Origin of the sequence: Saccharopolyspora kobensis (assembly GCF_900108315.1) — a bacterium.
GTDB lineage: Bacteria > Actinomycetota > Actinomycetes > Mycobacteriales > Pseudonocardiaceae > Saccharopolyspora > Saccharopolyspora kobensis.
Genome location: NZ_FNVB01000014.1, coordinates 1 through 26,457 on the forward strand (window position 1 = coordinate 1; position 26,457 = coordinate 26,457).

The following is a 26,457-nucleotide window of genomic DNA, read 5'->3' on the forward strand; positions in this document are numbered from 1 at the left end:
CTGCGGCGCTCCGGCAGCCACCTCGCCACCGCCGTCGACACCACCGGAGCACCCATCGGCGTCGTCGCCATGGAAGACCTCGTCGAGGAGTACGTCGGAACAGTCCGCGACGGCACTCACGTGCACTGACAGTGACCGGGTCGGGCAATCTCACCCGACCCGGTCACCCGTTCGTGGGAAGTGCGAGATGATCGGGGTGTGCCTCACCTCGCAGATGCCGCCCCTGAACGCCGCCTGATCGGAGCTCGCTACCGCTTGGAGGGCACCATCGGCCACGGCGCCATGGGCCAAGTCTGGGCCGGAACCGACGAGTTGCTGCACCGCCCGGTCGCGGTCAAGGAACTCCGCCTGTCCCCCGGCCTCGCCGAGGAGCACGCGGCCGAAATGCGGGAACGCGCGCTGCGCGAGGCACGGGCGATGGCCGCGCTCAACCACCCGAACACCGTGCTGCTCTACGACGTCGCACGCGAGAACGATCAGCCGTTCGTCGTGATGGAGCTGGTGCACGGGCTGAGCCTCGCCAAGCTGCTCAACAAGCACCGCTCGCTCCCTCCCGCGAAGCTGGCCGTGCTCGCCGACGGTGTCGCGGCGGCGCTGCAGGCGGCGCACCAGGTGGGCATCGTGCACCGCGACGTCAAGCCCGGCAACGTGCTGCTCGGCGCCGATCGCCAGGTCAAGCTCGCCGACTTCGGCATGTCCCGCAGCACCGCGGAATCCACCCTGACCCGCTCCGGCGTGCTGGTCGGCACTCCCGCCTACCTGGCCCCGGAGATCGCGATCGGCGGCGAGCTCGGCGCGAACGCGGACCTGTGGAGCTTCGGCGCCATGCTCTTCGCCGCGGCCGAGGGGCGCCTGCCCTACGAGAGCACCGGTGATCCGCTGATCACCATCAGCTCGATCGTGCACGGCCCGGTGCCGCAGCACCAGCAGGCGGGGCCCATCGGCGAGGTCATCAGCGGGCTGATGGTCAAGGACCCGGCCCGCCGGATGCCGCTGCTGGAGGTGCGGCGGCGGGTGCACGACCTGGCCCGCCAAGCCGGGGAGCACCCGTTCGAGGAGTACCTCCGCGACATCGAACCGCCCCGCCCGATCGCTCCCACCGCTCCCCCGCCCGACCAGCCCACAGCACCGGCACCGCCCGCGAAGCGCTCCAAAACCCGCACCACCATCGTGCTCGGCGCGACAGCGGTGCTCGCGATCGGCGCCGCGACCGGCGGATTCCTGCTCGGGCGCGCCGGTGGACCAGAGCCATCGGGCGTTCCGGGACGAGAGAGCACCTCCGTTCAGCTCCCCGACGGCACCCCCGCCGCCGACGACAGCCCGTTCGGCGTCCTCGAGGCCGAGCGCGCGACCTCCGGCAGCAAAGCCGGTCAGCTCCGCACCGAGTACGGCGATCGCGGGCCCGTCCAGTTCGCCGGTTCGATGGAGGACGGCTCCTCGCTCACCTTCGACAACGTCGAGTTCGGCTCCGCTACGGCGTCCCAGGTCTCCGCCAGGCTGCGCGTCGTCAACGGCGAGCTCAAGGGCAAGATCGAGCTGCGCCTGGGCGGGCCTTCCGGTGAGCTGATCGCCAAGATCCCGGTGGTCCCGAAGAACGGGGACGGCTGGAAGGTGGTGCCGGTCGACCTGCTGCGCCCGCTGTCCGGGAAGCGCACCGTGCACCTGTCGGTCATCGCCGACGGGCCCGTCCCCTTCGTGGACCTGGACTGGGTGCGGTTCCACCGCTGAGACGGGTCCGGCTACCCTTGACCGGCGATGACCGTGCTGTCCGAAGACCAGTGGCGGGCCCGGCAGGCCGCCCACCGCGACCGCGTCGCCGAGTGGACCCGGCCGCACCGCGAACGCCAGCACGAGCACCGCAAGCACCCGGTGCTGGACTTCCTGTTCACCTACTACAGCTTCCGCCCGGCGCGGTTGGAGCGCTGGCAGCCGGAAGTGGGCGTGGTGCTGGCCGGTGGTGCGGAGTTCCTGGACCGGCGCGGGTTCACCAGCACGCCGGACGGCGTGATGCTCGATCCCGCTGCTTTCACCGACAAGCGCCGCAGCACCGCGGAGTTCGTGCTCGGCCTGCTCAGCGCCACCGCGGCTCGCAGGCCCCGGCTGGGCTGCTTCGGGCTGCACGAGTGGGCCATGGTCTACCGCACGCAACCGGGCGACGTCCGCCACTCCGGCTGGCCGCTGCGGCTCGGGCACGCAGGCACCGACGAGGTCGTGGACTCGATGCAGGTCAGCTGCACGCACTACGACGCGTTCCGGTTCTTCACCCCGCCCGCGCGCCCGCTCAACACCCTCCAGCCCGAGCGCGCCGACCAGGTCCGCCTGGAGCAGCCGGGCTGCCTGCACGCGAACATGGATTTGTTCAAGTGGTCCTACAAGCTGGATCCGTTCGTGCCCGCCGAGCTGGTCGCGGACTGCTTCGAGCTGGCGGTGCGGGTTCGCGAGCTGGACATGCGGGCCAGCCCCTACGACCTGCGCGACCTCGGCTACGAGCCGGTCCCGATCGAAACGCCCGAGGGCCGCGCCGACTACGTGCGCAGGCAGCGCGAGTTCGCCGATGAGGCGGCCGTGCTGCGGCAGCGGCTGATCGACACCTGCCGGGACCTGCTTCGCTGGGCTGACGCCGGTTTCGGAGCAGAACCGCACTCTCCCACCGGACCGGCCGTGCAATGATCACGCGGTGACCACCCACTACTGGCAGCACGTCGAATTCGAGGATCCCGCCCTCGAAACGGCGCGTCGCGAGCTCCACGCACCGACCGGCGCGTTGGGCGTGGACGAAGCGTTCCTCGCGTTGCTGCGAAGCGGCCGGACGGTGGCGGTGAGCATTGCCCTGGACATGTACTCGGCCGAGGAGCGAACCAGCAGGTGGGGCTTCGCCAATCCCCTGCAAGAGCATGCGGACGAGGTGCTGGAACGTGCCCGCGAAGTACTGCGTAGGCCGCCGATGCCCGCAACGGACAGCGGCGCAGCGCACGACGGCGCTGATCATGCCAGTGCTCTCGGCGCGATGATGAATCTGGCGCGACCTGATGACGCGGACCTGCTCGCTGCAGTTCTTCGAGCCCCGGCGAGCAGCGAGGTGCTGCTCACCGCTTGCATGGCCGCGGACGGCGCGTTGTGGGCCGACGAGCCCAGCTCCGAACTCATCGCCGCTCTCGGCGAGATCGTCTTCGACACCGCTCGCACGACCGACCAGCGAAAGGACGCACTCCGCGCACTCGGCAACGTCGAGGCGTCATCTGTGGCCGACATCGCGGTGCGAGCCGCGCAGGGCGAGGACGCGGAGCTGCGGAGCACCGCGGTCGCAGTGCTGGCCACTGCGCATCTCAGCACCCACCGCCCCCTCGTCGAGGAGTTCTTCGCGGCCTGCCCGCGCACAGACCCCAACTACCTCAACATCCGCGACCAGTTGGAAGACGCCGGGAACGCCTGACCTCCGTCCTCACCTGGTCGCGGCAACCCGTGTGACCGTCGGCTCCTGAGCTTCGGGCAGCGAGCGCAGCGAGCGCAGCGGCGAGAGGAACACCGCCAGCCAGGTCACCGCGAAGACTCCCGCCGAGACCCACAGCACCGCGCGGGCGCCCGCTGACCCGCCGAGCGCCCCGGCCAGCACTCCCCCGACGGCGAGCGCGCCGGTGAGCAGGAAGCGGAACGTCGCGTTCATCCGGCCCATCAGGTGGTCCGGGGTGATCGACTGCCGCAGGCTCACGGCGAGCACGTTGCCGATACCCGTCTTGGTGGTGAGCACCGCCCACCCGGCTGCGGCGAACCACAGCCCGGAACCGCTGCTGAGCAGCGGCACCGCGCACCCGGCGCAACTGGCCGCCACGCCGGCGATCCACAGCACCCGGCCGTACCCGAAGCGGGCCGCCAGGGCTCGCGCGCAGACCGCCCCGGCGAGAGCTCCGCAGCCGCCGACGGCGAGGAAGACCCCGAGAACCCACTCGTCGAGCCGCAGCTCGCGGACGAACACCACCGGCAGGACGGTGATCGTCAGCGTGGTGGCGAAGTTCGTCAGCGCGCCTTCGATCGCCAGCGGTCGCAGCACCCGGTTCCCGAGCACGTGGTGCAGCCCGTCCCGCACGTCCGGCCACACACTCGATCCCGGCCGCGCCGGAGCCGCCGGTGCCGCCACCCGGATCCGCCACAGCACGACGGCCGAGCACGCGTAGCTGAGCGCGTCGAGCGCGATCACGACCGGCGCGGCGAACGCCGAGGCCAGGAACCCGCCCGCGCTCCGGCCGATGATCTGGTTCACGCCGCGCGCGCCCATCAGCCGGGCGTTGGCCGGCACCAGGTGGTCGCGGCCCACCAGCTCGGGCAGGAAGGTCTGCGCGGCCACCTCGGAGAACACCGTCGCCACTCCGCCGAGCAGCGCCACCGCGTACAGCTGCGGCATCGTCAGCGCCCCCAGCAGCCAGGCGACGGGGACCGAGCCGTACAGGACCGCGCGCACCACATCCGTGGTGATCATCACCGCGCGGCGGGGCAGCCGGTCCACCCAGGCACCGGCCGGCAGGCCGATCAGCAGGAACGCGGCCGTGGTGAGGGCGGTGAGCGCACCGACCTCGGCCGCGCCCGCGCCGAGCGCGAGAACCGCGGTCAGCGGCAGCGCGACGAAGCTGATCTGGGTGCCGAAGTCGCTGCCCGCGATGGCGGCGAAGAACGACCGGAACTGCCCCGGCAACCGGTCCGGGACCGCTGGTTTTTCGATCACGCGGCGACGATCGCGGTTGCCGGGCCCGGCGGCCACGAATTTAGACTGGGCCGAATCCACCACCGGGAGGCCGCAACTGCTCAGGATGACGATGTCGGCCGAAGGCCTGGCCCGGATCAGGTTCGCCCGCTCCCCGCTGTGGGAGGTCACGGCCAGCGTTCGCGTCCTGAAGGAACCCGGCAAGCACCCGCTGCACCACGCGTGGCGCGCCCAAGCGCAGGCCCGGCTCGACCGCGGCACCACCGATCTTTCGCTGCTGTTCGACCTGATCCCGACGCCGAGCAGGATCCTGCCCGGGTTCCTCGCCCCGGTCCCGGCCGGACAGCGACCGACGCTGGCCGAGGAGCTGGCGGATCTCTGGTCGGTGCCCGAGCACTCGGTCCGCGCCATGATCGAGAGCGCCGTGCGCACGCCATCCGAGCCGGTCCGCCGGTTGCACGCCGACCCGGCTCGCGAGCTGCCTCGGCTGGCCGAGGTGATCGAGGCCTACTGGGCGCTGGCCGTCGAGCCGTGGTGGCCGGAGATGCAGGACCTGCTGGACCAGGACGTCCGGCACCGCGGCGCGCTGCTGGTGGAGGGCGGTGCCGCGCGGCTGTTCAGCGAGCTCAGCCCGGCGGTCGAGTGGCGCGAGGACGGGTTGCGCGTGCGGCACCGGTACTTCGAGGGCACGCACGTCCTCGACGGTCGCGGGCTCGTGCTGGTGCCGTCGACGTTCATCTGGCCGGTCGTGTTCTCCAAGCTGGAGCCGCTGTGGCCGAGCGCGCTGCGCTACCCCTCCCGCGGCATCGGCGCGCTCTGGGCACCTAAGCGGCCCGCTTCGCTCGACGCGTTGGCCGCGGTCGTCGGCCGGTCCCGGGCTGTGCTGCTGGCCGAGCTGGACGCGCCGAGGTCGACCACCGAGCTCGCTCGCCGCACCCGGATGTCGGCGGGCAACGCCTCGCAGCACCTGACCGCGCTGCGCGCTGCCGGGCTGGTCGCGGTGCAGCGGGAAGGCCGGTACGTCCTCTACAGCCGTACCGCTCTGGGCACCGGACTGCTGGCCGGGGCGGGCTGATCAGGCCTGGTCGTGGGCGGTCCGGGCGGCGAGGATCTGGTTGACGTTGCGCTCGGACCAGTCGGCGATCGCCGCCACCGGGGCGCGCAGCGAATGGCCGAGCTCGGTCAGCTCGTAGACCACCTTCGGCGGGATCTCCGGGTAGGCCGTGCGGGTCACCAGGCCGTCGCGCTCCAGCGCCCGCAGCGTCTGGGTCAGCACCTTCGGGGCCACGCCGCCGATTCCCGCGCGCAGCTGGGTGAAGCGCAGCGGGCCGTCGGCGAGCAGGGTCACCACGAGCACCGTCCACTTGTCGCCGATGCGGTCGAGCACCAGCCGGGTGGGGCAGTTCGGATCGGTCAGCTTCCCCCGGTCGAACGCGCTGTCCTGCTCGGTAACCATGGGATACCTATAGCACGGCGCGGAACGGTCCTCCGAAGGCGAACTCCGCGAAGCGCTCGGCGATGCGGCGGTGCGCCGCGGCGTCGGGGTGCAGCGCGTCCGGCAGCGGCAGCTCGGCGAAGTCGGCCTCGCCGTAGAGCTCGCGCCCGTCGAGGTGGTGCAGGTCCGGGTCGTCGGCCGCCCGCTGCGCGGTGATGCGCGCCAGCTCCTCGCGGATGACGTTGAGCGTCAGCTTCCCGGCGGCGCGCGCCGCCGGATCGCCCGTCGCCCGGAACCGCACCATCCCGTCCGCGAACACCGGCGCCCCGGGGCCCGGGGTGTCCTCGTGGATCGGGCACAGGATCGGCGAGATCACCAGCAGCGGCGTTCCCGGGTGCCCCTCGCGGATCGTGTCGAGGAAGCCGTGCACCGCCGGGCCGAACGCGCGTAGGCGCATCAGGTCGGCGTTGACCACGTTGATGCCGATCTTGACGCTGATCAGGTCCGCCGGGGTGTCGCGCAGCGCGCGGGCGGTGAACGGGTCGAGCAGCGCGCTGCCGCCGAGTCCGAGGTTGATCAGCTCGACCTCACCGGCGGCCGCGGCCAGCGCGGGCCACGTCGTGCTGGAGCTATCCGCGTTCGAGCCGTGGCTGATCGAGCTGCCGTGGTGCAGCCACACCCGGCGGCCGCGGTCCGGGGCGGGTTCCACCGGCGCGTCGGTGCGCAGCTCGACGAGCTCGGTGGTCTCCCGGTACGGCAACCAGATCTCGACGTCCTTGGCCTCGGCGGCCAGCCCGGTGAACCGGACGGTGCCGACCGGGCCGGTTTCGGTGTCCACACCGCCGGTGGCCATGTCGATGGTGACCACGTTGCCACCGGTCGCCCTGGCCCGGCCGGCCGGCCGGCCGTCGACGAGGAGGTCGTAGTCGTTGCCGGGCAGGGTCTGGGCGCCCCGGTAGACCGTTCTGGTGCCCAGCACGTCGAGCTCGATCGCGGTCGCCGCGGTGCGGAAGGCCAGCCGGACCCCGGACGGCTGCGACTCCACCATGGCCAGTTGCCCGTCGGCGCACTGCGCGCGCGCCTTCGCGGGCAGGCGGTGCGGCCGCACTCCGCGTTCCGTCCGCTCCAGTTCCAGCGCACCGCGCACGATGCTGTCGGTGATCGGAGTGGTGATCGGCACGGCCGCGGAATCGTTCATGAGCCCCACCCTGTCAACTCGGCGCCCGAGGCGCACCCGAATTACGCCGCGGTTCGGCGCCGGACCAGCACCGCGAAGACGAGCACGGCGGCCACCGACAAACCGCCCATGACCAGGCCCATCGGCAGAGCCGTGTCGGTGCCTGCGGAGCCGACCAGCGGGGCGGCCAGGGCGCCTGCGGAGAACTGCATCACACCGAGCAGCGCCGAAGCGCTGCCTGCGGTCTCCGGGTGCCCGGACAGCGCCAGCGCCGTGGCGTTCGGCGAGACCATGCCGATGCTGGACACCACCAGGAACAACGCGGGCAGCAGCCCGGCCAGGCCCGCGCCGACGGCCGCCGACAGCGCCACCGCGACTCCTCCGAGCGCGGTGCAGCCCAGGCCGACGGCCAGCAGGCGGCGGGGCGCAGCGCGCTCGACCAGGCGGGCGTTGAGCTGTCCGACGAGGATGATGCCCAGCGAGTTGATCCCGAAGACCACGCTGAACATCTGCGGCGACATGCCGAAGACGTCCTGCAGCACGAACGACGAACCCGAGATGTAGGCGAACATCGCCGCGAAGGCCAGCGCCGACGACAGCGAGCACCCGACGAACGCGCGATCGCCGAGCAGCGCGCGGAAGGTGCGCAGGGTCTCGCCCAGGTTCCCGGCCCGCCGGTTCTGCGCGGGCAACGTCTCGCGCACGCCGAAGGCGGAGGCCACCAGCATCACCGCCCCGATCAGGGCCAGCGCCAGGAACACCCCGCGCCACGACGTCACCTGCAGCAGCTGGCCGCCGATGAGCGGCGCGAGGATCGGCGCCAGCCCGTTGACCAGCATCAGCAGCGAGAAGAACCGGGCCATCTCGACGCCCGAGTACATGTCGCGGACCACGGCCCGCGCGATGACGATCCCGGCGGCCCCGCCCAATCCCTGCACCAGCCGCAAACCGGCCAGCGCGTAGGCCGACGGGGCGAACGCGCACAGCAGCGAGGCCAGCGTGAACACCACCAGGCCGATCAGCAGCGGGCGCCGCCTGCCGAAGGTGTCCGAGAGCGGCCCGGCCACCAGCTGACCCAGCGCGAGCCCGAGCGTGCAGGCGGTCAGCGACAGCTGGACCTGGGACGCCCCGGTGCCGAGTTCGGCGGCGATCTCCGGGAAGGCGGGCAGGTACATGTCGATGGCCAGCGGGCCGAACGCGGACAACCCGCCCAGGATCAGCACGTACTTGGTCCTGTCCGGTGCAGACATCCCCAGCCTCGTTCGTTCGCCGCGCAAATGAGCCGACAGCACGTTAGCCGACCGCGCGCGGAGCCGACGTCGGTGGTTCGTGGTCGTATGCACCGGTGATTCGACGATCCGAGGAGATCCGATGCACGATCTGACCCCCGCCGCCGACCGGCTGGCCGGACTGCTGACCGGCGTCACCGACGCACAGCTCACCGCGCCGACCCCGTGCTCGGAGTACACCGCCGGCGATCTGATCGACCACATCAGCGGGCTGAGCATCGCCTTCACCGCCGCCGCGGTGAAGGACTTCTCGCTCACCGCGCAGGGCCCCTCCGGTGACGCTTCCCGGCTGCCCGCCGACTGGCGGACCCGCGTCCCCGAGCAGCTGAGCGCGCTGGCGAGGGCCTGGGAGGACCCGGCGGCCTGGGGCGGGATGACGCAGGCCGGTGGCCTGGAGCTGCCCGGCCCGGTGGCCGGTCTGATCGCGCTGGACGAACTCGTGGTGCACGGCTGGGACCTCGCGAAGGCGACCGGGCAGCCGTTCGACTGCGACGCGGAATCCCTGGCCGCGTGCCTGGAGTTCGTCGGCCCGGCCGCCGGATCCGAGGAAGGCCCGTTCGACCCACCGGTCGAGGTCTCCCCGGACGCCCCGCCGCTGGACCGGCTCATCGGGCTGACCGGCCGGGACCCGGGCTGGCGGCCCTGACCGCTCTCAGGGCAGGCGCGGGTCGATCACGGCCTTGATCTTGCCCTGGTTGGCCATCGCGGCCAGCGCCTTGGACGCCCCGCCCAGGCCGACCGGTTCGCTGAACAGCTCGTCCCAGGGCATCCGGTCGGCGAAGGTGCGGAAGAACTCCACCGCCCGGTGGTAGTCGGAGATGTCGCCGTTGAGCGAGCCGCGCACGGTCAGCTCCTTGCCCATCACCTCGCCCAGCGGCACCGGGGTGGGCTTGGAGCCGGTCGAGCCCACCACCACGATCGTGCCCTGCTGGGCCGCCATGCCCACCGCTTCGGCGCCAACGGTGTCGGCACCGGCGAAGTCGAACACGTAGTCCGCGCCGCGACCGCCGGTGCGCTCCCGCACCGTCGCGATCCGGCCCACCGGCTTGCGGCTCAGCGGCACCGTCACGTCGGCGCCGAAGCGGGTCGCGGTCGCCAGCCGGTCGTCGGGACCGCCGATGGTGATCACCTGCGCGGCACCGGCGATCCGCGCGGCCGCCGTGGCGAAGATGCCCAGCGCGCCCGCGCCCTGCACCACCACGGTCGAGCCGGGACGGATGCCGCCCGCCCGGTCGAACGCGCGCAGCACGGTCTTGCCCGCGCAGCCCGACATCGCCGCCCAGGTGTCCGGCACCTCGTCGGGCAGCAGGAGCTTGGCCGCGCCGGGGGTGACGTAGCAGAGCTGGGTCAAACCGCCGGTCGCGTAGGGGCTTTGGTCGGCGCGCTGGCGGAATCCGTAGCCGCGGTCGGTGCACGCCACCGGTTCGCGCAGGACGGTGCAGCCGTAGCAGCGGCCGCACACCGATTCCGACCAGCCGATGCGGGCGCCCGGCTCGATCGGCCTGCCCAGCGCGTCCGATGTGGACTCGCCCACCGCGACGACCTCGCCGACCATCTCGTGGCCCAGGATCACCGGCAGCATCCCGGGGAAGGTCATCCGCCCCTGCCACAGGTGCACGTCGGTGCCGCACAGCGTGGCGCAGGTGATCCGCACCAGCGCCGCACCGGGTTCGACCTCGGCGGGCAGGGGGACCTCCTGCAGGGCCAGCGGCTGCACGTGCCCGGTGAGCACGGCCGCCGCGGTCGTCGTCGGAAGCGTCATCGCCAACCCCTTCTCGCGGAACACCACGAACGATCATCAGACTACGAACGGAGACGGAAAAGTCGCGCCTGGCAACAACTCGACAGCTCAGCCGAGCAGCTGGCCGCCGTCGACCTGCAGGCTCGCGCCGGTGATGTGCCGGGCCTGCGGGGAGGCGAGGAACACCACGGCCGGGACCACGTCGGCGACCTCGGCGATCCGGGCCAGCGGGATCCGCTGCTCCCACGCGGCGCGGGCGGCGGCGTCGGCGGTGAGCCCGGCGGTCATCGGCGTGCGCACCGGGCCGGGCGCCACCGCGTTGACCCGGATTCCGCGCGGTGCCAGCTCGATCGCGGCCGACCTGGTCAGCGCCTCGACAGCGGCCTTGCTCGCCTCGTAGTGCCCGAGACCCGGTGTGGGCTGCCGCGCGCCGATCGAGGTGATGTTCACGATCGCGCCGCCCTCGCCGCGTTCGGCCATCCTCGCACCGACCGCCCTGGTCATCAGGAAGGTTCCGCGCAGGTTCACCCGGAAGCACGTGTCGAAGGCGGCGATGTCCAGCTCCACCAGCGGACCGCCGCCCGCGGTGAGCCCGGCGTTGTTGACCAGCACGTCCACCGCGCCGATCCGGTCGTGCACCTGGCTCACCGCCGCCTCCACCGCGGCGGCGTCGGAGATGTCCAACGCCACCCACTCCGCGCCGAGCTCGGCCGCCGCCGCTTCGGCCGCACCGGCCGAGATGTCGGCGACCACCACGCGATCGCCGCCCGCCGCGAAGGATTCCGCGACGCCGCGGCCGATTCCGCTGCCGCCTCCGGTCACCAGCACCACTCGGGACAGCTCGCCCATCGCAGACCACCCTCGATTCGGCGCGACACCTGCCGCGCATCCGGATCACGTTTTATTATACGACCGTAGACTAAAAAGCCGTTGCGATGAAGGGAGAATCGTGGACGAACGGAGCAGATCCACGATCCGGCAGCTCGGCCCGGGCGGAGTGCGGACCTCGGTGTTCGGCCTCGGCTCCTGGAACACCTGGGACCGGATGGACTTCGCCGACGCGGTCGCGCTGATCTCGACCGCGATCGAGCGGGGCGTGACGCTGTTCGACGTCGCGCACTACAACATGGGCCCGCACGCCGAGCAGGCCCGCACCGACATCATCTTCGGCGAAGCCGTCCGCGCGGCGGGCATCGAACGGCACCGCTACCAGCTGTGCGGGAAGCTGTGGCTGTGGGAGTACCCGCGCACCGGTTTCGAGGAGCAGCTGACCACTTCCCTGGACCGGGTCGGCGTGGCGCGCCTGGACACCGCGGTCGTCGGCGACTACCTGGAGAAGCCGGACGTGCGGCAGATCGTGCTGGACGTCAACGAGCAGATCCGCGCGGGCCGGATCGGCAGCTGGGGCGTGAACAACTGGATCGCCAAGGACCTGACGTCCGCAGTGGACTTCGCCGCGCGGGAGGGCCTGGTACCGCCGTGCTTCGCACAGCTGAAGTACAGCATCGTCCGCCGTTCGATGGCCGAGGGCGGCCCGTACGGCGAGCACTTCCGCAACGGCACCCTCGCCCTGCAGGCCTCGGACGTCTTCGAAGGCGGCATCCTGGCCGGCCGCAAGCACCCGCAGCGCAAGATCGGCGCCGACCCGGGCAACATCCGCGAGCAGATCCGCGCTGCGGCCGACGACGTCGCGGCCGCAGCGGCCGAGTTCGGCGCCACCGCGGCGCAGGCCGCGATCGCGTTCTGCCTGGAGCACCCGGCGGTGGCCAACGTGCTGTTCGGCGTGAGCCGCGCGGAGCAGCTGGCGGACAACCTGGCCGCCCTGCGCCTGTGGCAGGTGCACGGGGCCCAGCTCCGCGCGGCAGTGGAACACCTCTGGCTCGACCGGGAGCTCAGCCCCGACGGAACCTGGTGATCAGCGGAGGAACTCCACCGCCGCAGCCCGGAACTCATCACCGGCGAGCGCACCGAGGTGATCCCCGGGAACCCGCAGCACCGCGCCCTGCGGCAGGTGCCCGGCGAGCTCGTCGATGCCCTGCGACATGGGATCGTCCACTCCCCCGACCAGCAGCGCGGGAACCCCGGGCGGGGCGGCCGCGGGGTCGAACGGTTCGCTCGCCAGGCCTTCCACCAGCGACAGCAGCGATTCGGTGTCCCGTCCGGGCGCGCTCGCCATGCCCAGGACCATGCCGGTGAGCTGATCGGCGGGCCGGTCGCCGCCCCGCGCCGCGGCGCGAGCGGCGGCGACGTCCACCGCCGCGAACGGCTCCACCGGGCTCAGCCCGCCGAGCACCAGCCGGCGGACCGGAACCCGGCTCACCGCAACGAGATCCCACGCCAACCTCGCTCCGAGGGAGTAGCCGACCACGTCGACGGAATCCGCACCAGCGGCTCGCAGCGCCTCGTCGAGCTTCTCCAGCACCCGACCGGTGGTGGCCTCGGCAGCGGAGCCGACGCGCGGGCTCTCGCCGTGCCCGGGCAGGTCGACCACCAGCGTTTCGCGTCCGGCGGCGGCCAGCGGCCGGGCCCACCGATCGGCAGGCCAGTCCTGCGCGCCGCTGGAGGCGAAGCCGTGGATCAGCACGACGGCGGGGCCGGTGACCTCGTCCGGAGTGGTGCGGGCGATGGCTAGATCAATCGTCATTCTACGACTGTAGACCAAAAAGCCCCGCACTTCTCCCGAAAAGCCCGCCCGGCGCAGTGCCGGTGCGGGCTTTGCGAACAGGGTGCGGGTCCCGCTCGGGGTTCAGTCGGCGATGTGGCGCAGGAGGCGGTCCACGTAGGCCCGGTACTCCGGGATCAGGGCACCGTCGGGGAACATCAGGCAGGTCACGTTCGCCCCTATGGACACCCCGATGACCTCGCCCGCCACCGCCGTCACCGCCGGGTCGTCCGGCGCTTCGCCCTTGCCGCGGGCCGCGGCGATGCGCTCCGCCAGCTGGGCCCGCCAGGTCCGCAGGTGCTCGCGGTACAGCTCCGCCAGCTCCTCGTTGGCCACCGAGTGCTCCCACAGCGCCAGCAGGATTCGCGCCGAGTCGATCCGGTACTGGTCGAGCGGCAGCGCCGCCTCCACGTAGTGGCGCAGCGCCGCTTCCGCGTCCTCGGGTTCCGGGCGCTGCTCGCCGGAGCGCTCGTTCATCTCGGCCAGCACGCTCTGGAAGGTGGCCGCGATGATGCTGTCCTTGCTCGGGAAGTACCGCTTGAGCGCACCGTTGGCGTACCCCGCCGCCGCGACGATGCTGCGCATGGTCGCGGCCTCGAACCCGCCCTCGATGATGAGCTGCTTGGCGACCTCGACGATCTCCCTGCGTCGCTGGTCGTGATCGATGATCTTCGGCATGGCCCCTACGTTGTGCTCGACTCGCCCGGGCTGCGCAGCCGGAGCCACGCTCGCCTGCGCTCGGCCTGCCGGGCCGGATCGGCGACCGGGGACGCGAGCAGCAGTCGACGCGTGTACGGGTGCGCCGGGCTGCGCGTGATCGTCTCGTTCGCCCCCGACTCGACGATTCGCCCACCGTACATCACCGAAACCCGGTGGCAGACGCGGCGCACCACACCCAGGTCGTGCGAGATGAACAGGTAGGACACGCCGGTCTCGCGCTGGATGTCGATGAACAGGTCGACCACGGCCGCCTGGGTGGTCAGGTCCAGCGCGCTGACCGGCTCGTCGCAGATGATCAGCCGCGGCTTGCGCACCAGCGCCCGGGCGATGGCGATGCGCTGCCGCTGCCCTCCGGAGAACTCGCCGGGGTAGCGGGCGGCGGCGTCCGCGGGCAGCCGCACCTGGTCGAGCATCTCGGCGACCGCGGCGCGAGCGGTCTCCCGGTCGGTTCCGGCCGCCCGCAGCGGCTCGGCCACCGCCTGGCCGACCGTCATCGCCGGGTCCAGCGAGCCGTAGGGGTCCTGGAAGACCACCTGCACGTCGGCGGCCAGCCGGCGCCGGTCGGCTCCGCTCGCGCGCGTGATGTCGCGCCCGTCGATGCGGATCGAACCCGAGGACACCAGGCTCAGGCCCAGGATCGCCTTGCCCAGCGTGGACTTGCCCGAACCGCTCTCGCCGACCAACCCCACGCACTCCCCCGCCCCGATGCTCAGCGACACCCCGTGCAGCGCGCGGAAGGTGCTCCGCCCCCGGCGGTAGTCCACCACCAGATCAGCCACGTCCAGGATCGGTGCCGCCTCTCCGCGATTCACAGTGGTGGTCACGTCGGGCGTCGATCCCGCGTTTTGCGGCTTCTCGTGGCTGGGTTGCAGCACGGTCCTCTGAGATGCTGTTTCGCAGGGCTCGGGACTTTTCATGCGCGCACCGTCCGTCCGAGTCGGTCCTGAGCCGCGTCGAGGTCGGCGCGGGTTTCGGCGTCTTCCTGGGACGCCCGGATGAGTTCGGCGGTGTAGGGGTCGGCGGGTTCGGCGAAGATCCGCCCGACCGGGCCGGTTTCGACGATCGCGCCGTCCTTCATCACCACCACGCGGTCGCAGATGTCGGCGACCACGCCGAAGTTGTGCGTGACGATCACCATCGCCATGCCGTGCTCGGCCTGCAGTTCCCGCAGCAGTTCCAGGACCTCGGCCTGCACCGTCACGTCGAGCGCGGTGGTCGGCTCGTCGGCGACGAGCAGGCCGGGACGCCCCGCGACGGCTCCGGCGATGAGCACGCGCTGCGCCATCCCACCGGAGATCTGGTGCGGGTAGCTGGCCAGCAGCCGGTCGGGTTCGGCGATGCCCACCCGCTGCAGGATCTCGCGGGCGCGCTCCCGCGCCTGTGCCCTGCCGAGGCCGTGCACCGCGCGCAGCGGCTCGACCAGCTGGTATCCGATCGTGTAGCAGGGATCGAGGTTGCTCATCGGCTCTTGCGGCACGTAGCCGATCTCGGTGCCCAGCAGCGCGTGCCGCTTGCCGCGCGGCAGGCCGCCGACCTCCCGGCCGCCGATCCGGATGCTGTCGGCCGTGCTGCGCGCGGCGGCGGGCAGCAGGTCCAGCGCGGCGAACACGGTCTGCGACTTGCCCGAGCCGGATTCCCCGACGATGCCCAGCACTTCACCGGGCGCGACGTCGAGCGAGATCCCGTGCACCACCTGCTTCCCGCTCGTTCCGGACCGGTAGGAGACGCGGAGGTTCTCGATCCGCAGCGCCGCCCGCTCCGGCGGGTGCACCAGCGAACCCGTGGCCGGGTGGTCGGGCCCGGCCGGGTCGTGGCGACCGGGTTCGCCGGTCCGCACGCTCACCAGGTCGGCGAGCGTCGAGCCCATGAACGCCAGTGCCGCGATGGTCACGCCGAGCGCGGCCGATGGCCACAGCAGGATCAACGGGTGGTTGAGCATGGTGCGGAAGCCGTCGTTCATCATCTGGCCCCAGCTGGGCGTCGACGCGGCGCCCACGCCGAGGAACTGGAGTCCGGTCTGCATCCCCATCGCGATGCCCGCGGTGAGCGCGGTCTGGATGATGATCGGCGCTCGCACCGCTCGCAGCACGTGGCTGCGCAGTACCTGGGCGTTGGTCAGGCCCGCGACGCGGGCGGCGTCGATGTAGGGCTCCTTGCGCACGGCCAGCGCTCGGGAGCGCGAGATGCGGAAGTAGCCGGGTGCCATGAACACGCCGATCGTCACCATCAGCACGGTGAAGTTCGAGCCGGTGCCCGCGGCGACGATGAGCAGCACCACCATGCCGGGCACCGACTGCACCGCGTCGCTGATCCACGAGCCGATCCGGTCCACCCGCCCGCCGAGGTAACCGGCCGCGACACCGCCCGGCACGCCGAGCGCGATCCCGGTCAGGCACGCGACAGCAGCGCCGTAGACGGTGGTGCGCGCACCGTGGAGCAGCCGGCTGAAGATGTCGCGCCCGGTGGAGTCGCCGCCCATCAGGTGCCCTGGGCCGGGCGGCGCTTGCGCCAGCGTGAAGTCGACGTAGTTCGGGTCGTGCGGTGCGATCAGCGGCGCCAGCAGACCGGCGAGCACCACCAGCAGGAACACCACCAGGGCCAGGACACCGGCGGGGCGGCGCAGGTAGCGCCGCCAGAGGCCGCGGTCGGCCTGCGCGGTTGCGGTCACTTCTCACGCACCTTCGGGTTGACCCACCCGAGCACGAGGTCGAGCAGGAAGTTGACGACGACCACGAACACGACGGTCACGGCGGTCAGCCCGAGCAGCGTCGGGATGTCGCCGATCTGCGAGGCCGACTGGGTGAGGCTGCCGATGCCCGGCAGGTTGAACACCACCTCGACGACCACGGCGCCGCCGAGCAGCCCGACGAACATCAGCGCCAGCACGGTCAGCGCCGCGGGCGATGCGTTGCGCAGCACGTGCAGCGCCACCCTGCGCTCGGGCAGGCCCCGGGCCCGCAGCGTGCGGACGAAGTCCTGCCCGCCGACCTCCAGCAGGCCGTTGCGCAGCTGCTCGGCGACCAGCACGATCGCGGTCAGCGACAACGACACCGCGGGCAGCGTGATCGAGCGCAGCCAGCCGAGCACCGACTCGTCCGGCGACACGTAGCCCACCGCGGGGAACCAGCGCAGCTGCACGGCGAACCAGAGCACCAGCACCAGGCTCACCCAGAAACCGGGCAGCGCGAACAGGACCACCGAGGCGAGCTTGAGGCACCGGTCCAGCAGCCCGCCCGGCCGCTGCCCGGCCACCGAGCCGATCACCAGCCCCAGCGCGGCGGCCAGGAAGGTGGCCGCGAGGACCACCGACAGCGTCACCGGCACGCGCAGCGCGATCTGCTCGGAGATCGGCTGGAAGCTGCGCCACGAGGTGCCGAAGTCGCCGCGGACGGCGTGCGAGGCCCAGTCCCAGAACTGCACCGGCAGCGGCCGGTCGAGCCCGAGCTGCTGGCGCAGCACCGCTTGTTGGGCCGGAGTGGCGTTGTTGCCGAGGAGCCCGGCCGTCGGGTCGCCGACCGCGAGGTGCGCCAGGAAGAACGAGCCGCAGGTGACCACGACCAGCAGGACGAGCCCGGACAGCAACCGCCGGACGGTGAACTTGAGCATTGCGCACCCCTCTCGGATGAGTGAGCCTCCCGTGAGCGCTTCGGGGTGCCATGACGCCCCGAAGCGCTCACGGGCGCCGGATCCCGCATCGCCGGGACCACGTGCTGTCTTGACAAGCGACGCAAGCCGCTTTCTCCTTCGGTGAGCGGCCTGTCAACTCGCACCGCCGCGCGCACCAGCCGCTGGAAGCATTCCTTCAGCCGCGCTGGATGAAGCGGAGGGTCGGGAACATCATTCCGGTGATCGGGGTGACCTCGATGCCCGGAACGCTGAAGTAGGTGTTGTTCGCCTGGTACCAGACGTCCTGCCAGGCGAGGTCGACGAGCTTGCCGTTCAGCTCGCGCGCCAGCCCGATCTGCTCGTCGCCGGAGGCCGCCTCGGTGCGCGCGACCAGCTCGGCGATCTCGGGGAAGGCCTCGATCGACGGTTCCGGGTTGTACCACTGCTCGGTGGTGAAGCGGCCCGCGACCGAGGCCATCGGGTTGGAGTCCATCGCGATGACGGCGATGAACATCGGGTAGGTCGCGGCGTTCTTCTGGTAGTCGGCCTGCGACATCTCGTCCCAGCTGACCGTGATGCCGAGCTCGCCGAGGGTCTGCTGCACGGCAGGCTGCCAGGCCTGGAAGATCGGCGACATCGGCATCCGCACCGGGAAGCCCCGCGGGTGACCGGCTTCGGCCAGCAGCCGCTTGGCCTCGGCGATGTCGTGCGCGTAGCGGTCGTCGAGCGCCGGGTCGTAGGCCGGGTCGCCGACCGGGAACACCTGGTTGCTCACCGTGCCGCCGCCCTGGCCGACCGCTTTGAGGATGGCCGCTCCGTCGAAGGCGTGGTTGATCGCGCGGCGCACCCGCACGTCGCCGAGCGGCGCGAGGCGCTGGCCGGTGCGGTCGACGAACTGGAGGCCGACCCAGGAGGCGACCTTCGAGGAGACGTTCCAGCCGTTCTGCTGCGCCTGCGGGATTTCCGCCGGATTGGCGAAGGCGACGTTGAGCTGACCGGACAGCATCGCATTGAGGCTGGCGGTCTGGTCGGTGATCGGGAACATCTGGACGCCGGTGAACGGGTAGGTGGCGGCGTCCCAGTGCTGGGGCTTCTTGGCGAACACGTACTGCGCACCGGCGGTCGACTCGGCGGCCCGGTACTCGTAGGGGCCGGAGCCGACCGGGTCGGTGGCCAGGTCGCCGCGGTCGATCGCGGCCGGCGAGGCCATCCAGCTGCGCCCCAGGCCCATGAAGTACAGCAGCGTGTCGTCCTTGCGCGTCAGGTGCAGGGCGATGGTCTGCGGGTCCACCGCGGTGACCGAATCGACGTTGAGGTACGCCTGCCCGGAGCGCGCTCCGGCCCGGAGGTGCTCCAGGTTCTTCACCGCGGCCGCCGCGTCGAACGGCTGCCCGTCGGCGAAGGTGACGCCGGTGCGCAGCTGCATGGTCAGCGTGCGGGAATCCGGCGAGAACGACCAGGAGGTCGCCAGCGCAGGCACCGGCTGGGAGTTCTCGTCGAGCGAGACGAGCGGGTCGTAGACCGCCGACAGGTAGGGGCCGTCGAAGCCGATGTCGGCGTTGGCCGGGTCCCACGACGTCACGTCCTGGAACGTGCCCATCTTGAGCACGTCGGTCGCTCCGCCGGAATTCCCGGCGATGCTGGTGCATCCGGCCGCGGTCAGTGCGAGGACTGCGGCGAGTGCGGTTTTCCAGAGCCTCTTCATGGATCTCTGCCTCCGGCGAGAGGGGCGCTGATGACCGTTCGAAACGGGAGGATCCTCGCCACCGGCTGCGGATTTCCCGGGCGAGCGGGACGCGAGGGAGGGGCTCGTTGCTCGCCGCCGCACCGCGTCGTGGCCGTTGAGTCTACGGATGTCGGCTAAAAATGCAATGGCCTCGCCGGAATCCGCCCGCACGAGGCCATTTCCCGCCGCGGCTCAGCCCGCCGCGGCCACGATCACCCGCGGACTTCCGGGCAGTTCCAGCACTTCTCGCGGCTGCCAACCGGTTTCCCGCAACCAGCCGAAGACCTCGGCCGCCGGGTAGACCACGGTGCCGTCGATGACCAGGTACTCCGCCGCGTGCAGGGCGTCGATGCCGCGCTGCCGCTCGTCGTCGTCGAGCAGGAAGTCCAGCAGCAGCAACGTCGCGCCGTCCTGCGCCGCCGCTCGCGCCCGGCCCAGGATCGCCCGGTTCTGCTCCGCGGAGAACCGGTGGATCACGTGGTTGAGCATGACGATGTCGTGCGCACCGCCCGGATCCGCGGTGTCGGTCGGCGCCGGGTCGATCCGGGCCCGCCCGCTCAGCCCGGCCGACTCCAGCGCACCGGTGATGCCGTCGGTGAAGTCCGGCGCGAAGGCGAAGCGGACCGACAGCTCCGGGTTGGCCCGCATCGCGCCGATCGCGAAGGCCGGTGAGAGCCCGCCGAAGTCCAGCATGTCCCGGTAGGGCGCGAAGTCGAAGCCGCGGGCCAGCATCGCCGCGTGCAGGGCGTTGTAGCGCATGACACCGGCCATGAACGTCGCCCACCGGCCCTCGTCCATCCGCAGGTCGCCGGGCTCGGCGGTGTCCACGGTGGCGTCGAACTGCGACCAGTGGCCGAAGCTGATCTCGTTCAGGAAGGCGAGGAACGGGTGCAGATCCGTCTCACCCTCGCCCGAGAGGAACTCGGCAGCGTCGGGGGCGAGGCGGTAGCGGCCGTCGTGGCGGTCGAGCAGCCCCAGCGCGTTCATCCCGTCGGCCAGGATCCGGGCCGTCTGCTCGCTCAGGCCCGTCCCGGCAGCCAGCTGCTCCATGCTGCGCTCACCCGCGGCGAGTTCGCGGAAGATCCCGGTGCGCGCGGCGGCGAAGAGCTGCTTGGCACCCATGTACCCGATCGCGATGTCGACGATGCGCTCCGGCGTCGGTGCTGCGGACATGTTTCCTCCAGGAATTTGCATGGGGAGAAGATGCGGGTTCGGTGATTCCCGCTCGATTTCTACGACGGTACAAAAGAAATTCCGAGCCTGGAAAGGCCATTGTGGACCGATCAGCCGGTGCCCGCGCGGTCGTGGACGATTCGTCCGTCCACGACGGTCAGGTCGACATCGACATCCGGCAGCTCGGCCGGTGCGACCGCGAGCGGGTCCGCCGCGAGAACGCAAAGATCCGCCGCCATCCCAGGCGCGAGCACTCCCTTCCACGACGCGGCGCCGTCCTGGCGAGCCGGTTCGACCGTGCAGCAGCGCAGGAGCTGCGCCGTGCGCTGCCGGGGATCCTCCGCCGGGCCCAGCCATTCGTCCGCCGCGGCGATCTGCCGCCGCCAGTCGGGCGAGAGCACCGGCGCATCGGAGGTGACGCACATCCGCACGCCGAACTCCAGCGCCTCGCCCAGGCGCCAGGACTCCGCCGCCACCCCGGGCCCGAGCACCGCGTCGACCTGCTCGCCGGTGCACAGGGCGATTCCCGGCTGCACGTCGAGTCCGACGCCGAGGTCGACCATCCGCCGCAGCTGCTCGGACGAGGCCATGTCACCGTGGATGACGTAGTGGCCGAGATCCGCGCCGTGCCCGACCCCGGCCAGTTCGACCGCGTTGAGCACGACCTCGATCGAGCGGTCGCCGGTGGCGTGCACGCCCACCTGCAGCCCGGCCCGGTGCGCGGCGACGATCATCCGGGTCAGGTTGTGCTCGCGATCGGCGTCGTCGACCCCGTCCACCAGCAGGCCGGCCGAGCTCCCGTCGGCGTAACCGCACTTGGTGCAGGCCGAGCGCATCGGCGGGATGCCGTCCGCGAAGATCTTGATCCCGGCGAACCTGAGCCAGCGCGGGTCGGAGCTGGAGCGGTCCGCCGCCAGCCCGGCGAGCACGTCGGACAGCGAGCTGCGGCCGTCCAGCTCGCCGTACAGCGACAGCACCGTGACGCGGGCTTTCAGCAGCCCCTCGGCGGCGAGCTCGCGGTACTGCGCCACGACCGGGCTGCCGAACGCGCCGGTCGGCCCGTCGTCCTCCCCCGGCCCGAGGCCGGGCTCGGTGTAACTCGTGATACCGAGGGAGGCCAGCAGTTCACCGGCGCGCAGGATCGCCGCACGGCGCTGCTCGTTGGTGTGCAGCGGATTTCGCGGTTCACCGCCGCCGGGCCCGAACAGGGTTCGCGGCCAGAGCGCACCGAGCCAGGTGGCGTGCAGGTGCGCGTCGTTGATGCCGGGCAGGACCGCCCGCCCGGCCAGGTCGATGGTCCCGGTGGCCGGACCGGCCAGCGCCAGCACTTCGCGGTCGGTGCCGATCGCGGCGATCCGCCCGCCGCGCAAGGCGATCGCGGTCGCCGCCGGGTTCTGCTCGGTCATGGTGCGAACGACCCCGCCGTGCAGGACGAGGTCGGCGATTCCTCGGGTGCTGTCCCCTGCTGCGCGCACGGGCACTCCCCTTTCTCCGCCGTGGACTCGACATTTGAGTCAACGGCTGTAGACTAACCCAGGTTCGTGCCGTTGCACCCGCTCGATCCGAAGGAGCTGGCGATCCGTGCACACCTCCGTTCCGCACCGCCGCATCGGTAGCACCGACCTCGAAGCCTCCGCGCTCTCCCTGGGTTCCTGGCACACCTACGACCGGGTGGACTTCGCCGATGCGGTGGCGATGGTCCGCCACGCCCTCGACCGCGGCGTCAACCTCTTCGACGTCGGCGTCTACGGCCTGCCCGGCGCTCCGCCGACCTTCACCGACGTGATCTGGGGCGCGATCATGCGCGCGATCGGCCCGCCCCGCGAGGACTTCCTGCTCTCCGCCAAGCTGTGGATCGAGGGCTTCGGGCCGCGCGGTTTCCGCCCGCAGCTGGAGAACACGCTGCTGCGCACCGGCCTCGACCACGCGGACCTGGTGATCCTCGGCGATCTGCGGTGCGACGACGTGCCGCTGGACGACCTGGTCGGCGACCTCGCCGAACTCGCCCGGGACGGGCTGATTCGCGCCTGGGGCGTGAACAACTGGTCCGCGCCGAACATCCGCGCCCTGCGCGACATCGCCGACCGGGACGAGGTCGCCGGGCCGCAGCTGGCGCAGCTGAAGTACAGCGTCGCGCGACGGTCCATTCCGGACGGTGCGCCCTTCGCCGAGCTGTTCCGCGCCGGTTTCCAGATGGAGGCCTCCGACGTGCTCGAAGGCGGGATCCTCGCGGGCAACACCACTCCCGGACGCGCCATCGGCCGCGATCCGGGCGGCGTCCGGGAGTCGATCCTGGCCGCAGTGCCGGTGCTCGCCGACCTCGCCGAGAAGCTCGGCACCACCCCGGCGCAGCTGTGCATCGCGTTCACCCTCACCCACCCGGCCAACGTCTCCACCCTGGTCGGCGCGAGCCGGCTGGAGCAGGTCGAGCAGAACATCGGCGCCTTCGACCTGCTGGCGCGCGTCGGCTCCGACGAGCTGCGCGCGCTGGTCGAGCCGTTCTGGGCCGACCGCGACGCCGTCTCCCCGGAAGGTCCCTGACAGGAGCCCGAAATGCCCCACATCCCAGTACCTTTCGATCCGGAGATCGCAGCGGTCTTGGGCCCTCCGGACGGCACGACGCCGGACTGCACCGCCGAGGCGCTCCCCGAGCTGCGGCGCGCGATGGCCTCGACGTTCCCCACCGCCGCCGAAGTCATCGGCGATCGCCCGGTCGAGGTGGCCGAGCACACCGCTGACGGACACATCGCGATCACCGTGCTCAGCCCGCGCGGGCTCGACCACCCGGTTCCCGCGCTGTACAACATCCACGGCGGCGGCATGATGCTCGGCACCCGCGACATGGACAACCAGCGCCTCGTCGACCTGGTGCTGGAGCTCGGCGTCGTCGCCGTCAACGTCGAGTACCGCCTCGCACCCGAGCACCCGCACCCCGCACCCGTGGAGGACTGCTACGCGGGCCTGGTGTGGACCGCGGCGCACGCGGCGGAGCTGCACATCGACCCGGCGCGCATCGTCGTGATGGGCGGCAGCGCCGGCGGTGGGCTGTCCGCGGGCGTGGCGCTGCTGGCCCGCGATCGCGGCGGTCCGGCGCTGGCCGGGCAGCTGCTGCTGTGCCCGATGATCGACGACACCAACACCACGGTGGCCAGCCACCAGTACCGGGGACTCGGCCCGTGGCCGCAGGAGACCAACATCGCGGGCTGGTCGGCGCTGGTCGGCGACGCCACCGAGGTCTCCCCCTACGCAGCGCCGAGCCGCGCCGAGGACCTGTCGAACCTGCCGCACGCCTTCATCGAGGTCGGCAGCGCCGAGGGCTTCCGCGACGAGGACGTCGAGTACGCCCGGCGGATCTGGGCCACCGGCGGCCGCGCCGAGCTGCACGTGTGGAGCGGCGGTTGCCACGGCTTCGACATCTACGCCCCGGCTGCCGAGATCACCCGGGCCGCGCTGGCCGCGCGGCTGTCCTGGCTGCGGCGGGTGCTGGCGTCATGACCCCGGTGCCCTACGACCCCGAGCTGGAACCCGGCTTGGCCGCCTTCCTCGAACTCGTCGAGCAGGTTCCGCTGCGCGCGGAGACCATCCTGGCCAACCGCGCGCGATTCGACTCCATCGTCCCGCCGGTCGAAGCCGCGATCGGCGACCGGCCGGTGGACTTCGAGCACGTCACCGCACCCGGTGTCGAGCTGACCGTCCTGCGACCGCGCGGCGGCACCACCGGAGCGCCGGGCATCTGCAGCATCCACGGCGGCGGGATGGTGCTGGGCAACCGCGCGTTCGGAGCGGCCGGACTGGTCGAGGACGTGTTGCGGTTCAACGCCGTCGCGGTCACCGTCGAGTACCGGCTCGCCCCGGAGCACCCGGCGCCCGCCGCTGCCGAGGACTGCTACGCGGGCCTGTGCTGGTTCGCCGAGCACGCCGGTGAGCTCGGCGTGGACCCGGCGCGCATCCTGGTCGGCGGTTCGAGCGCGGGCGGCGGGCTGAGCGCGGCCGTCGCGCTGATGGCGCGCGACCGGGGCGGCCCCGCGCTCGTCGGGCAGCTGCTGGACTGCCCGATGCTCGACGACCGCAACGAAACTGTCTCCAGCAGGCAGTACGACGGCATCGGCGCCTGGGACCGCAACAACAACGACACCGCGTGGAACGCGATCCTCGGCTCGCGGCGCGGCACCGACGCGGTCTCGCCGTACGCGGCACCGGCGCGCGCGGGCGACCTGTCCGGGCTGCCACCGGCGTTCATCTCGGTCGGTGCCGCCGAGGTCTTCCGCGACGAGGCCATCGATTACGCGACGCGGATCTGGGCCACCGGCGGCCGCGCGGAACTGCACGTGTGGTCCGGCGGCTACCACGGCTTCGCCGGTTCCTCCCCGCACGCCGAGGTGTCGCGGGCCGCGATGGCGGCTCGGGATTCCTGGCTGCGCCGGCTGTTCGGCTGAACGAAGCCGACCGCGTGCTTTCCCGAGGGGGAATGCGGGAAGCACGCGGTCGACGTCCCCATCCTACCTGTCGTTCGGACGCACCCGGTTGCGCCGCTCGGCCCCCGTCATTCGGTTGGTGCGCTTGAGGATTCCGCTCGCCGGAAGACCCGGCGACCGGCGAACCAGGTCTCCTGCGCGGTGGTGCCGGCGAGCTCGTGCACCGGGTGGTCGAACGGGTTGCGGTCGAGCACGACGAAGTCCGCCGACTTGCCCGGCATCAGCGATCCGGTCACCTCGCCCAGGCCCATCGCCCGGGCGCCGTTGATGGTGAACACCTCGATCGCCTCGGCCGGTGTCAGCGCCTGCTCGGGCCACAGCGAGCCGGCGTGGACCCCGCTGGGATCCTGCCTGGTCACCAGCCCCTGGATGCCCTCCCACGCGTTGGGCGAGGTGCTCACCGGCCAGTCCGATCCGCCCGCGACCAGCGCGCCGGAGTCCAGCAGCGCCCGGTTGGGCTGCATCCGCCCGGCCAGCTCCGCCGGGCGCACCTCGGCGATGGCCGCCGGGATCACGCCGGGGAACCACAGGAACGGCGAGATGTCGGCGATGACGTCGAGCTCGGCGAAGCGCGGCAGGTCCTGCGGGTGCACGAACTGGCCGTGCGCGATCTGGAACCGGCTCGACCGGTTTCCCCCCGCGCGGATCTGCGCCACGGCGTCCAGCGTCGCGCGCACCGAAGCGTCCCCGGTGCAGTGGATCTTCGCCGACAGCCCCGCACCGGCCACCGACCGCAGCCAGCCGAGGAGCTCCTCCGGCGGCATGCTCAGCTCGCCGTGGTGGTGCGCGCCGTGCGCGTGGTCGGGCAGGTAGGGGTCGAGGAACGCCGCGGTGCGCGTCGGCGGCACCCCGTCGAGGAAGATCTTGACGAAGTCCGGCCGGTGGTGCGCGCTGCGGTAGCGCTCGCCCTCGGCCAGCAGGTCCGCACCGATCGGGGCGAACCCGAAGATCGGATCGTTGATGAGCATCGAGCTGACCACCCAGGCGCTGAGCCCGCCGTCGTCGTCCAGCTCCTGCAACGCCCGCATGACGTCCCGCGACGCACCGGCGTCCTGGAACGCGGTGATGCCGTAGGAGTTCAGCACCTCCACGGCCCGCCGCGAGGCGCGGCGGTGCTGCTCGGCGGTCGGCGCGGCGGCGTCGCGGACCGCCCGTGCGGCGGCGATTCCCGCTCGTTCCAGCAACAACCCGGTCGGCCGCCCGGTGTCCTGGTCGCGCACGATCGCACCGCCTGCCGGGTCCGCGCTGTCCGCACCGATCCCGGCCAGCCGCAGGGCGCGCGAGTTCGCCCACCGGTTGTGGTGGCTGTCGTCCGACAGCAGCACCGGCCTGCCGCCCGACGCCTCGTCGAGCGCTCGCAACGCCGCCTCGCGGGAGAGCTCGCCGACCAGGTGCGAGCCCCACGACCCGCCGATCACCCACTCGTCCGGGCCCACCGAACGCGCCTGCTCGGCGACGACCGCGAGCACCTGCGCCAGGTCCGCCGCGGGATCCACCGAGAGCTCGAAGAGCTCGGCCATCCCGGCCAGCACGTGGTGGTTGTGCACGTCGACCAGCCCGGGCATGACGAACGCGCCGCCGAGGTCGACCACCGCAGTGCCGTCCCCGCCGTGGCGGGCGACCTCGTCGCGGTCGCCGACCGCCAGCAGCTCGCCGCCGGCGATCGCCAGGTCCGTCGCCCACGGCCGCCCGGCGTCCACTGTGTACACCGTGGCGCCGGTCAGGATCAGGTCTGCGGTGTTCATGGCGGGGTCTCC

The 26,457-nt window shown here is 72.0% G+C and carries 24 protein-coding genes; 9 read left to right on the plus strand and 15 right to left on the minus strand.

The features are described 5' to 3' along the window. Positions 1 to 198: 198 nt before the first annotated feature. From C4T78_RS33090 to C4T78_RS33100, 3 genes are read left to right on the plus strand one after another with little or no spacing between them, the layout of a single operon-like run. Complete coding sequence (locus tag C4T78_RS33090) at positions 199 to 1,728, plus strand: protein kinase domain-containing protein (protein WP_235863102.1); 1,530 nt, start codon at positions 199 to 201, stop codon at positions 1,726 to 1,728. 27 nt (positions 1,729 to 1,755) lie between these two features. Then, complete coding sequence (locus tag C4T78_RS33095; RefSeq protein ID WP_093348113.1) at positions 1,756 to 2,670, plus strand: 3-methyladenine DNA glycosylase; 915 nt, start codon at positions 1,756 to 1,758, stop codon at positions 2,668 to 2,670. Positions 2,671 to 2,677: 7 nt separating this feature from the next. Then, on the plus strand, positions 2,678 to 3,433 hold the full coding sequence (locus C4T78_RS33100) for a hypothetical protein (protein ID WP_093348110.1): 756 nt from the start codon (positions 2,678 to 2,680) through the stop codon (positions 3,431 to 3,433). 9 nt (positions 3,434 to 3,442) lie between these two features. On the opposite strand, the gene C4T78_RS33105 is transcribed toward C4T78_RS33100, so the two are convergent. Further along, positions 3,443 to 4,717: an MFS transporter gene (locus tag C4T78_RS33105; RefSeq protein ID WP_093348656.1), complete on the minus strand. Its 1,275-nt coding sequence runs from the start codon at positions 4,715 to 4,717 to the stop codon at positions 3,443 to 3,445. A 91-nt stretch (positions 4,718 to 4,808) separates the two neighbouring features. Here C4T78_RS33105 and C4T78_RS33110 point away from each other — a divergent pair, with 91 nt between their 5' ends. Continuing rightward, positions 4,809 to 5,771, plus strand: coding sequence for an ArsR/SmtB family transcription factor (locus C4T78_RS33110; protein ID WP_235863101.1), 963 nt, complete (start codon positions 4,809 to 4,811; stop codon positions 5,769 to 5,771). On the opposite strand, the gene C4T78_RS33115 is transcribed toward C4T78_RS33110, so the two are convergent. The 3 genes from C4T78_RS33115 to C4T78_RS33125 are packed head-to-tail and all read right to left on the minus strand — an operon-like array spanning position 5,772 to position 8,558. Continuing rightward, positions 5,772 to 6,152, minus strand: coding sequence for a winged helix-turn-helix transcriptional regulator (locus C4T78_RS33115; RefSeq protein WP_093348105.1), 381 nt, complete (start codon positions 6,150 to 6,152; stop codon positions 5,772 to 5,774). A 7-nt stretch (positions 6,153 to 6,159) separates the two neighbouring features. After that, positions 6,160 to 7,329, minus strand: coding sequence for a GDSL-type esterase/lipase family protein (locus C4T78_RS33120; RefSeq protein ID WP_093348103.1), 1,170 nt, complete (start codon positions 7,327 to 7,329; stop codon positions 6,160 to 6,162). Between the two features lie 41 nt (positions 7,330 to 7,370). Continuing rightward, positions 7,371 to 8,558, minus strand: a complete 1,188-nt coding sequence (locus C4T78_RS33125; protein WP_093348100.1) for a Bcr/CflA family multidrug efflux MFS transporter — start codon at positions 8,556 to 8,558, stop codon at positions 7,371 to 7,373. A gap of 121 nt (positions 8,559 to 8,679) precedes the next feature. Here C4T78_RS33125 and C4T78_RS33130 point away from each other — a divergent pair, with 121 nt between their 5' ends. Further along, positions 8,680 to 9,243 carry a TIGR03086 family metal-binding protein gene (locus C4T78_RS33130; RefSeq protein ID WP_093348098.1) on the plus strand — a complete coding sequence of 188 codons (564 nt, stop codon included), beginning with the start codon at positions 8,680 to 8,682 and terminating at the stop codon, positions 9,241 to 9,243. A gap of 6 nt (positions 9,244 to 9,249) precedes the next feature. Here the strand turns inward: C4T78_RS33130 and C4T78_RS33135 are convergent, their stop codons facing one another. Both C4T78_RS33135 and C4T78_RS33140 read right to left on the minus strand, forming a co-directional pair. After that, positions 9,250 to 10,359 carry a zinc-binding dehydrogenase gene (locus C4T78_RS33135; RefSeq protein ID WP_093348095.1) on the minus strand — a complete coding sequence of 370 codons (1,110 nt, stop codon included), beginning with the start codon at positions 10,357 to 10,359 and terminating at the stop codon, positions 9,250 to 9,252. Between the two features lie 87 nt (positions 10,360 to 10,446). Continuing rightward, complete coding sequence (locus C4T78_RS33140; protein ID WP_177247435.1) at positions 10,447 to 11,187, minus strand: SDR family NAD(P)-dependent oxidoreductase; 741 nt, start codon at positions 11,185 to 11,187, stop codon at positions 10,447 to 10,449. 100 nt (positions 11,188 to 11,287) lie between these two features. Here C4T78_RS33140 and C4T78_RS33145 point away from each other — a divergent pair, with 100 nt between their 5' ends. Next, on the plus strand, positions 11,288 to 12,253 hold the full coding sequence (locus C4T78_RS33145) for an aldo/keto reductase (protein ID WP_374703920.1): 966 nt from the start codon (positions 11,288 to 11,290) through the stop codon (positions 12,251 to 12,253). Here C4T78_RS33145 and C4T78_RS33150 read toward each other — a convergent pair whose 3' ends face one another. The 8 genes from C4T78_RS33150 to C4T78_RS33185 all read right to left on the minus strand — a co-directional run bounded on the left by C4T78_RS33150 (position 12,254) and on the right by C4T78_RS33185 (position 21,700). Further along, positions 12,254 to 12,982: an alpha/beta fold hydrolase gene (locus C4T78_RS33150; RefSeq protein ID WP_093348090.1), complete on the minus strand. Its 729-nt coding sequence runs from the start codon at positions 12,980 to 12,982 to the stop codon at positions 12,254 to 12,256. Between the two features lie 102 nt (positions 12,983 to 13,084). Next, entirely contained in the window at positions 13,085 to 13,678 is a 594-nt protein-coding gene (locus C4T78_RS33155) for a TetR/AcrR family transcriptional regulator (RefSeq protein WP_093348087.1), read from the minus strand. Between the two features lie 5 nt (positions 13,679 to 13,683). Next, on the minus strand, positions 13,684 to 14,544 hold the full coding sequence (locus C4T78_RS33160) for an ATP-binding cassette domain-containing protein (protein ID WP_235863100.1): 861 nt from the start codon (positions 14,542 to 14,544) through the stop codon (positions 13,684 to 13,686). An 89-nt stretch (positions 14,545 to 14,633) separates the two neighbouring features. Continuing rightward, a complete protein-coding gene (locus C4T78_RS33165; protein WP_093348082.1) occupies positions 14,634 to 16,388 on the minus strand; it encodes a dipeptide/oligopeptide/nickel ABC transporter permease/ATP-binding protein in 1,755 nt (584 codons plus the stop codon). Then, positions 16,385 to 17,326, minus strand: coding sequence for an ABC transporter permease (locus tag C4T78_RS33170; RefSeq protein ID WP_093348080.1), 942 nt, complete (start codon positions 17,324 to 17,326; stop codon positions 16,385 to 16,387). Before C4T78_RS33170 ends, C4T78_RS33165 begins: the two co-directional genes overlap by 4 nt. Positions 17,327 to 17,522: 196 nt before the next feature. Then, entirely contained in the window at positions 17,523 to 19,031 is a 1,509-nt protein-coding gene (locus C4T78_RS33175) for an ABC transporter substrate-binding protein (protein ID WP_093348077.1), read from the minus strand. Between the two features lie 213 nt (positions 19,032 to 19,244). Then, entirely contained in the window at positions 19,245 to 20,225 is a 981-nt protein-coding gene (locus C4T78_RS33180; protein ID WP_093348075.1) for a methyltransferase, read from the minus strand. A 110-nt stretch (positions 20,226 to 20,335) separates the two neighbouring features. Next, positions 20,336 to 21,700, minus strand: a complete 1,365-nt coding sequence (locus C4T78_RS33185) for an amidohydrolase (protein ID WP_235863099.1) — start codon at positions 21,698 to 21,700, stop codon at positions 20,336 to 20,338. Positions 21,701 to 21,806: 106 nt separating this feature from the next. Here C4T78_RS33185 and C4T78_RS33190 point away from each other — a divergent pair, with 106 nt between their 5' ends. From C4T78_RS33190 to C4T78_RS33200, 3 genes are read left to right on the plus strand one after another with little or no spacing between them, the layout of a single operon-like run. Then, a complete protein-coding gene (locus tag C4T78_RS33190; RefSeq protein WP_093348072.1) occupies positions 21,807 to 22,766 on the plus strand; it encodes an aldo/keto reductase in 960 nt (319 codons plus the stop codon). Positions 22,767 to 22,778: 12 nt separating this feature from the next. Next, complete coding sequence (locus C4T78_RS33195; RefSeq protein ID WP_093348069.1) at positions 22,779 to 23,720, plus strand: alpha/beta hydrolase; 942 nt, start codon at positions 22,779 to 22,781, stop codon at positions 23,718 to 23,720. Beyond that, positions 23,717 to 24,661 carry an alpha/beta hydrolase fold domain-containing protein gene (locus C4T78_RS33200; RefSeq protein WP_093348067.1) on the plus strand — a complete coding sequence of 315 codons (945 nt, stop codon included), beginning with the start codon at positions 23,717 to 23,719 and terminating at the stop codon, positions 24,659 to 24,661. Before C4T78_RS33195 ends, C4T78_RS33200 begins: the two co-directional genes overlap by 4 nt. Positions 24,662 to 24,768: 107 nt before the next feature. Here C4T78_RS33200 and C4T78_RS33205 read toward each other — a convergent pair whose 3' ends face one another. Next, positions 24,769 to 26,445, minus strand: a complete 1,677-nt coding sequence (locus tag C4T78_RS33205; RefSeq protein ID WP_093348065.1) for an amidohydrolase — start codon at positions 26,443 to 26,445, stop codon at positions 24,769 to 24,771. Positions 26,446 to 26,457: the final 12 nt, after the last annotated feature.

Bases quoted from the DNA above. Each gene is read 5' to 3' on its own strand.
- C4T78_RS33150 (WP_093348090.1), bottom strand. From the start codon at position 12,982: ATGACGATTGATCTAGCCATCGCCCGCACCACTCCGGACGAGGTCACC.
- C4T78_RS33205 (WP_093348065.1), bottom strand. From the start codon at position 26,445: ATGAACACCGCAGACCTGATCCTGACCGGCGCCACGGTGTACACAGTG.
- C4T78_RS33115 (WP_093348105.1), bottom strand. From the start codon at position 6,152: ATGGTTACCGAGCAGGACAGCGCGTTCGACCGGGGGAAGCTGACCGAT.
- C4T78_RS33135 (WP_093348095.1), bottom strand. From the start codon at position 10,359: ATGACGCTTCCGACGACGACCGCGGCGGCCGTGCTCACCGGGCACGTG.
- C4T78_RS33130 (WP_093348098.1), top strand. From the start codon at position 8,680: ATGCACGATCTGACCCCCGCCGCCGACCGGCTGGCCGGACTGCTGACC.
- C4T78_RS33110 (WP_235863101.1), top strand. From the start codon at position 4,809: ATGTCGGCCGAAGGCCTGGCCCGGATCAGGTTCGCCCGCTCCCCGCTG.
- C4T78_RS33200 (WP_093348067.1), top strand. From the start codon at position 23,717: ATGACCCCGGTGCCCTACGACCCCGAGCTGGAACCCGGCTTGGCCGCC.
- C4T78_RS33175 (WP_093348077.1), bottom strand. From the start codon at position 19,031: ATGAAGAGGCTCTGGAAAACCGCACTCGCCGCAGTCCTCGCACTGACC.
- C4T78_RS33180 (WP_093348075.1), bottom strand. From the start codon at position 20,225: ATGTCCGCAGCACCGACGCCGGAGCGCATCGTCGACATCGCGATCGGG.
- C4T78_RS33140 (WP_177247435.1), bottom strand. From the start codon at position 11,187: ATGGGCGAGCTGTCCCGAGTGGTGCTGGTGACCGGAGGCGGCAGCGGA.
- C4T78_RS33095 (WP_093348113.1), top strand. From the start codon at position 1,756: ATGACCGTGCTGTCCGAAGACCAGTGGCGGGCCCGGCAGGCCGCCCAC.
- C4T78_RS33170 (WP_093348080.1), bottom strand. From the start codon at position 17,326: ATGCTCAAGTTCACCGTCCGGCGGTTGCTGTCCGGGCTCGTCCTGCTG.
- C4T78_RS33155 (WP_093348087.1), bottom strand. From the start codon at position 13,678: ATGCCGAAGATCATCGATCACGACCAGCGACGCAGGGAGATCGTCGAG.
- C4T78_RS33120 (WP_093348103.1), bottom strand. From the start codon at position 7,329: ATGAACGATTCCGCGGCCGTGCCGATCACCACTCCGATCACCGACAGC.
- C4T78_RS33195 (WP_093348069.1), top strand. From the start codon at position 22,779: ATGCCCCACATCCCAGTACCTTTCGATCCGGAGATCGCAGCGGTCTTG.
- C4T78_RS33125 (WP_093348100.1), bottom strand. From the start codon at position 8,558: ATGTCTGCACCGGACAGGACCAAGTACGTGCTGATCCTGGGCGGGTTG.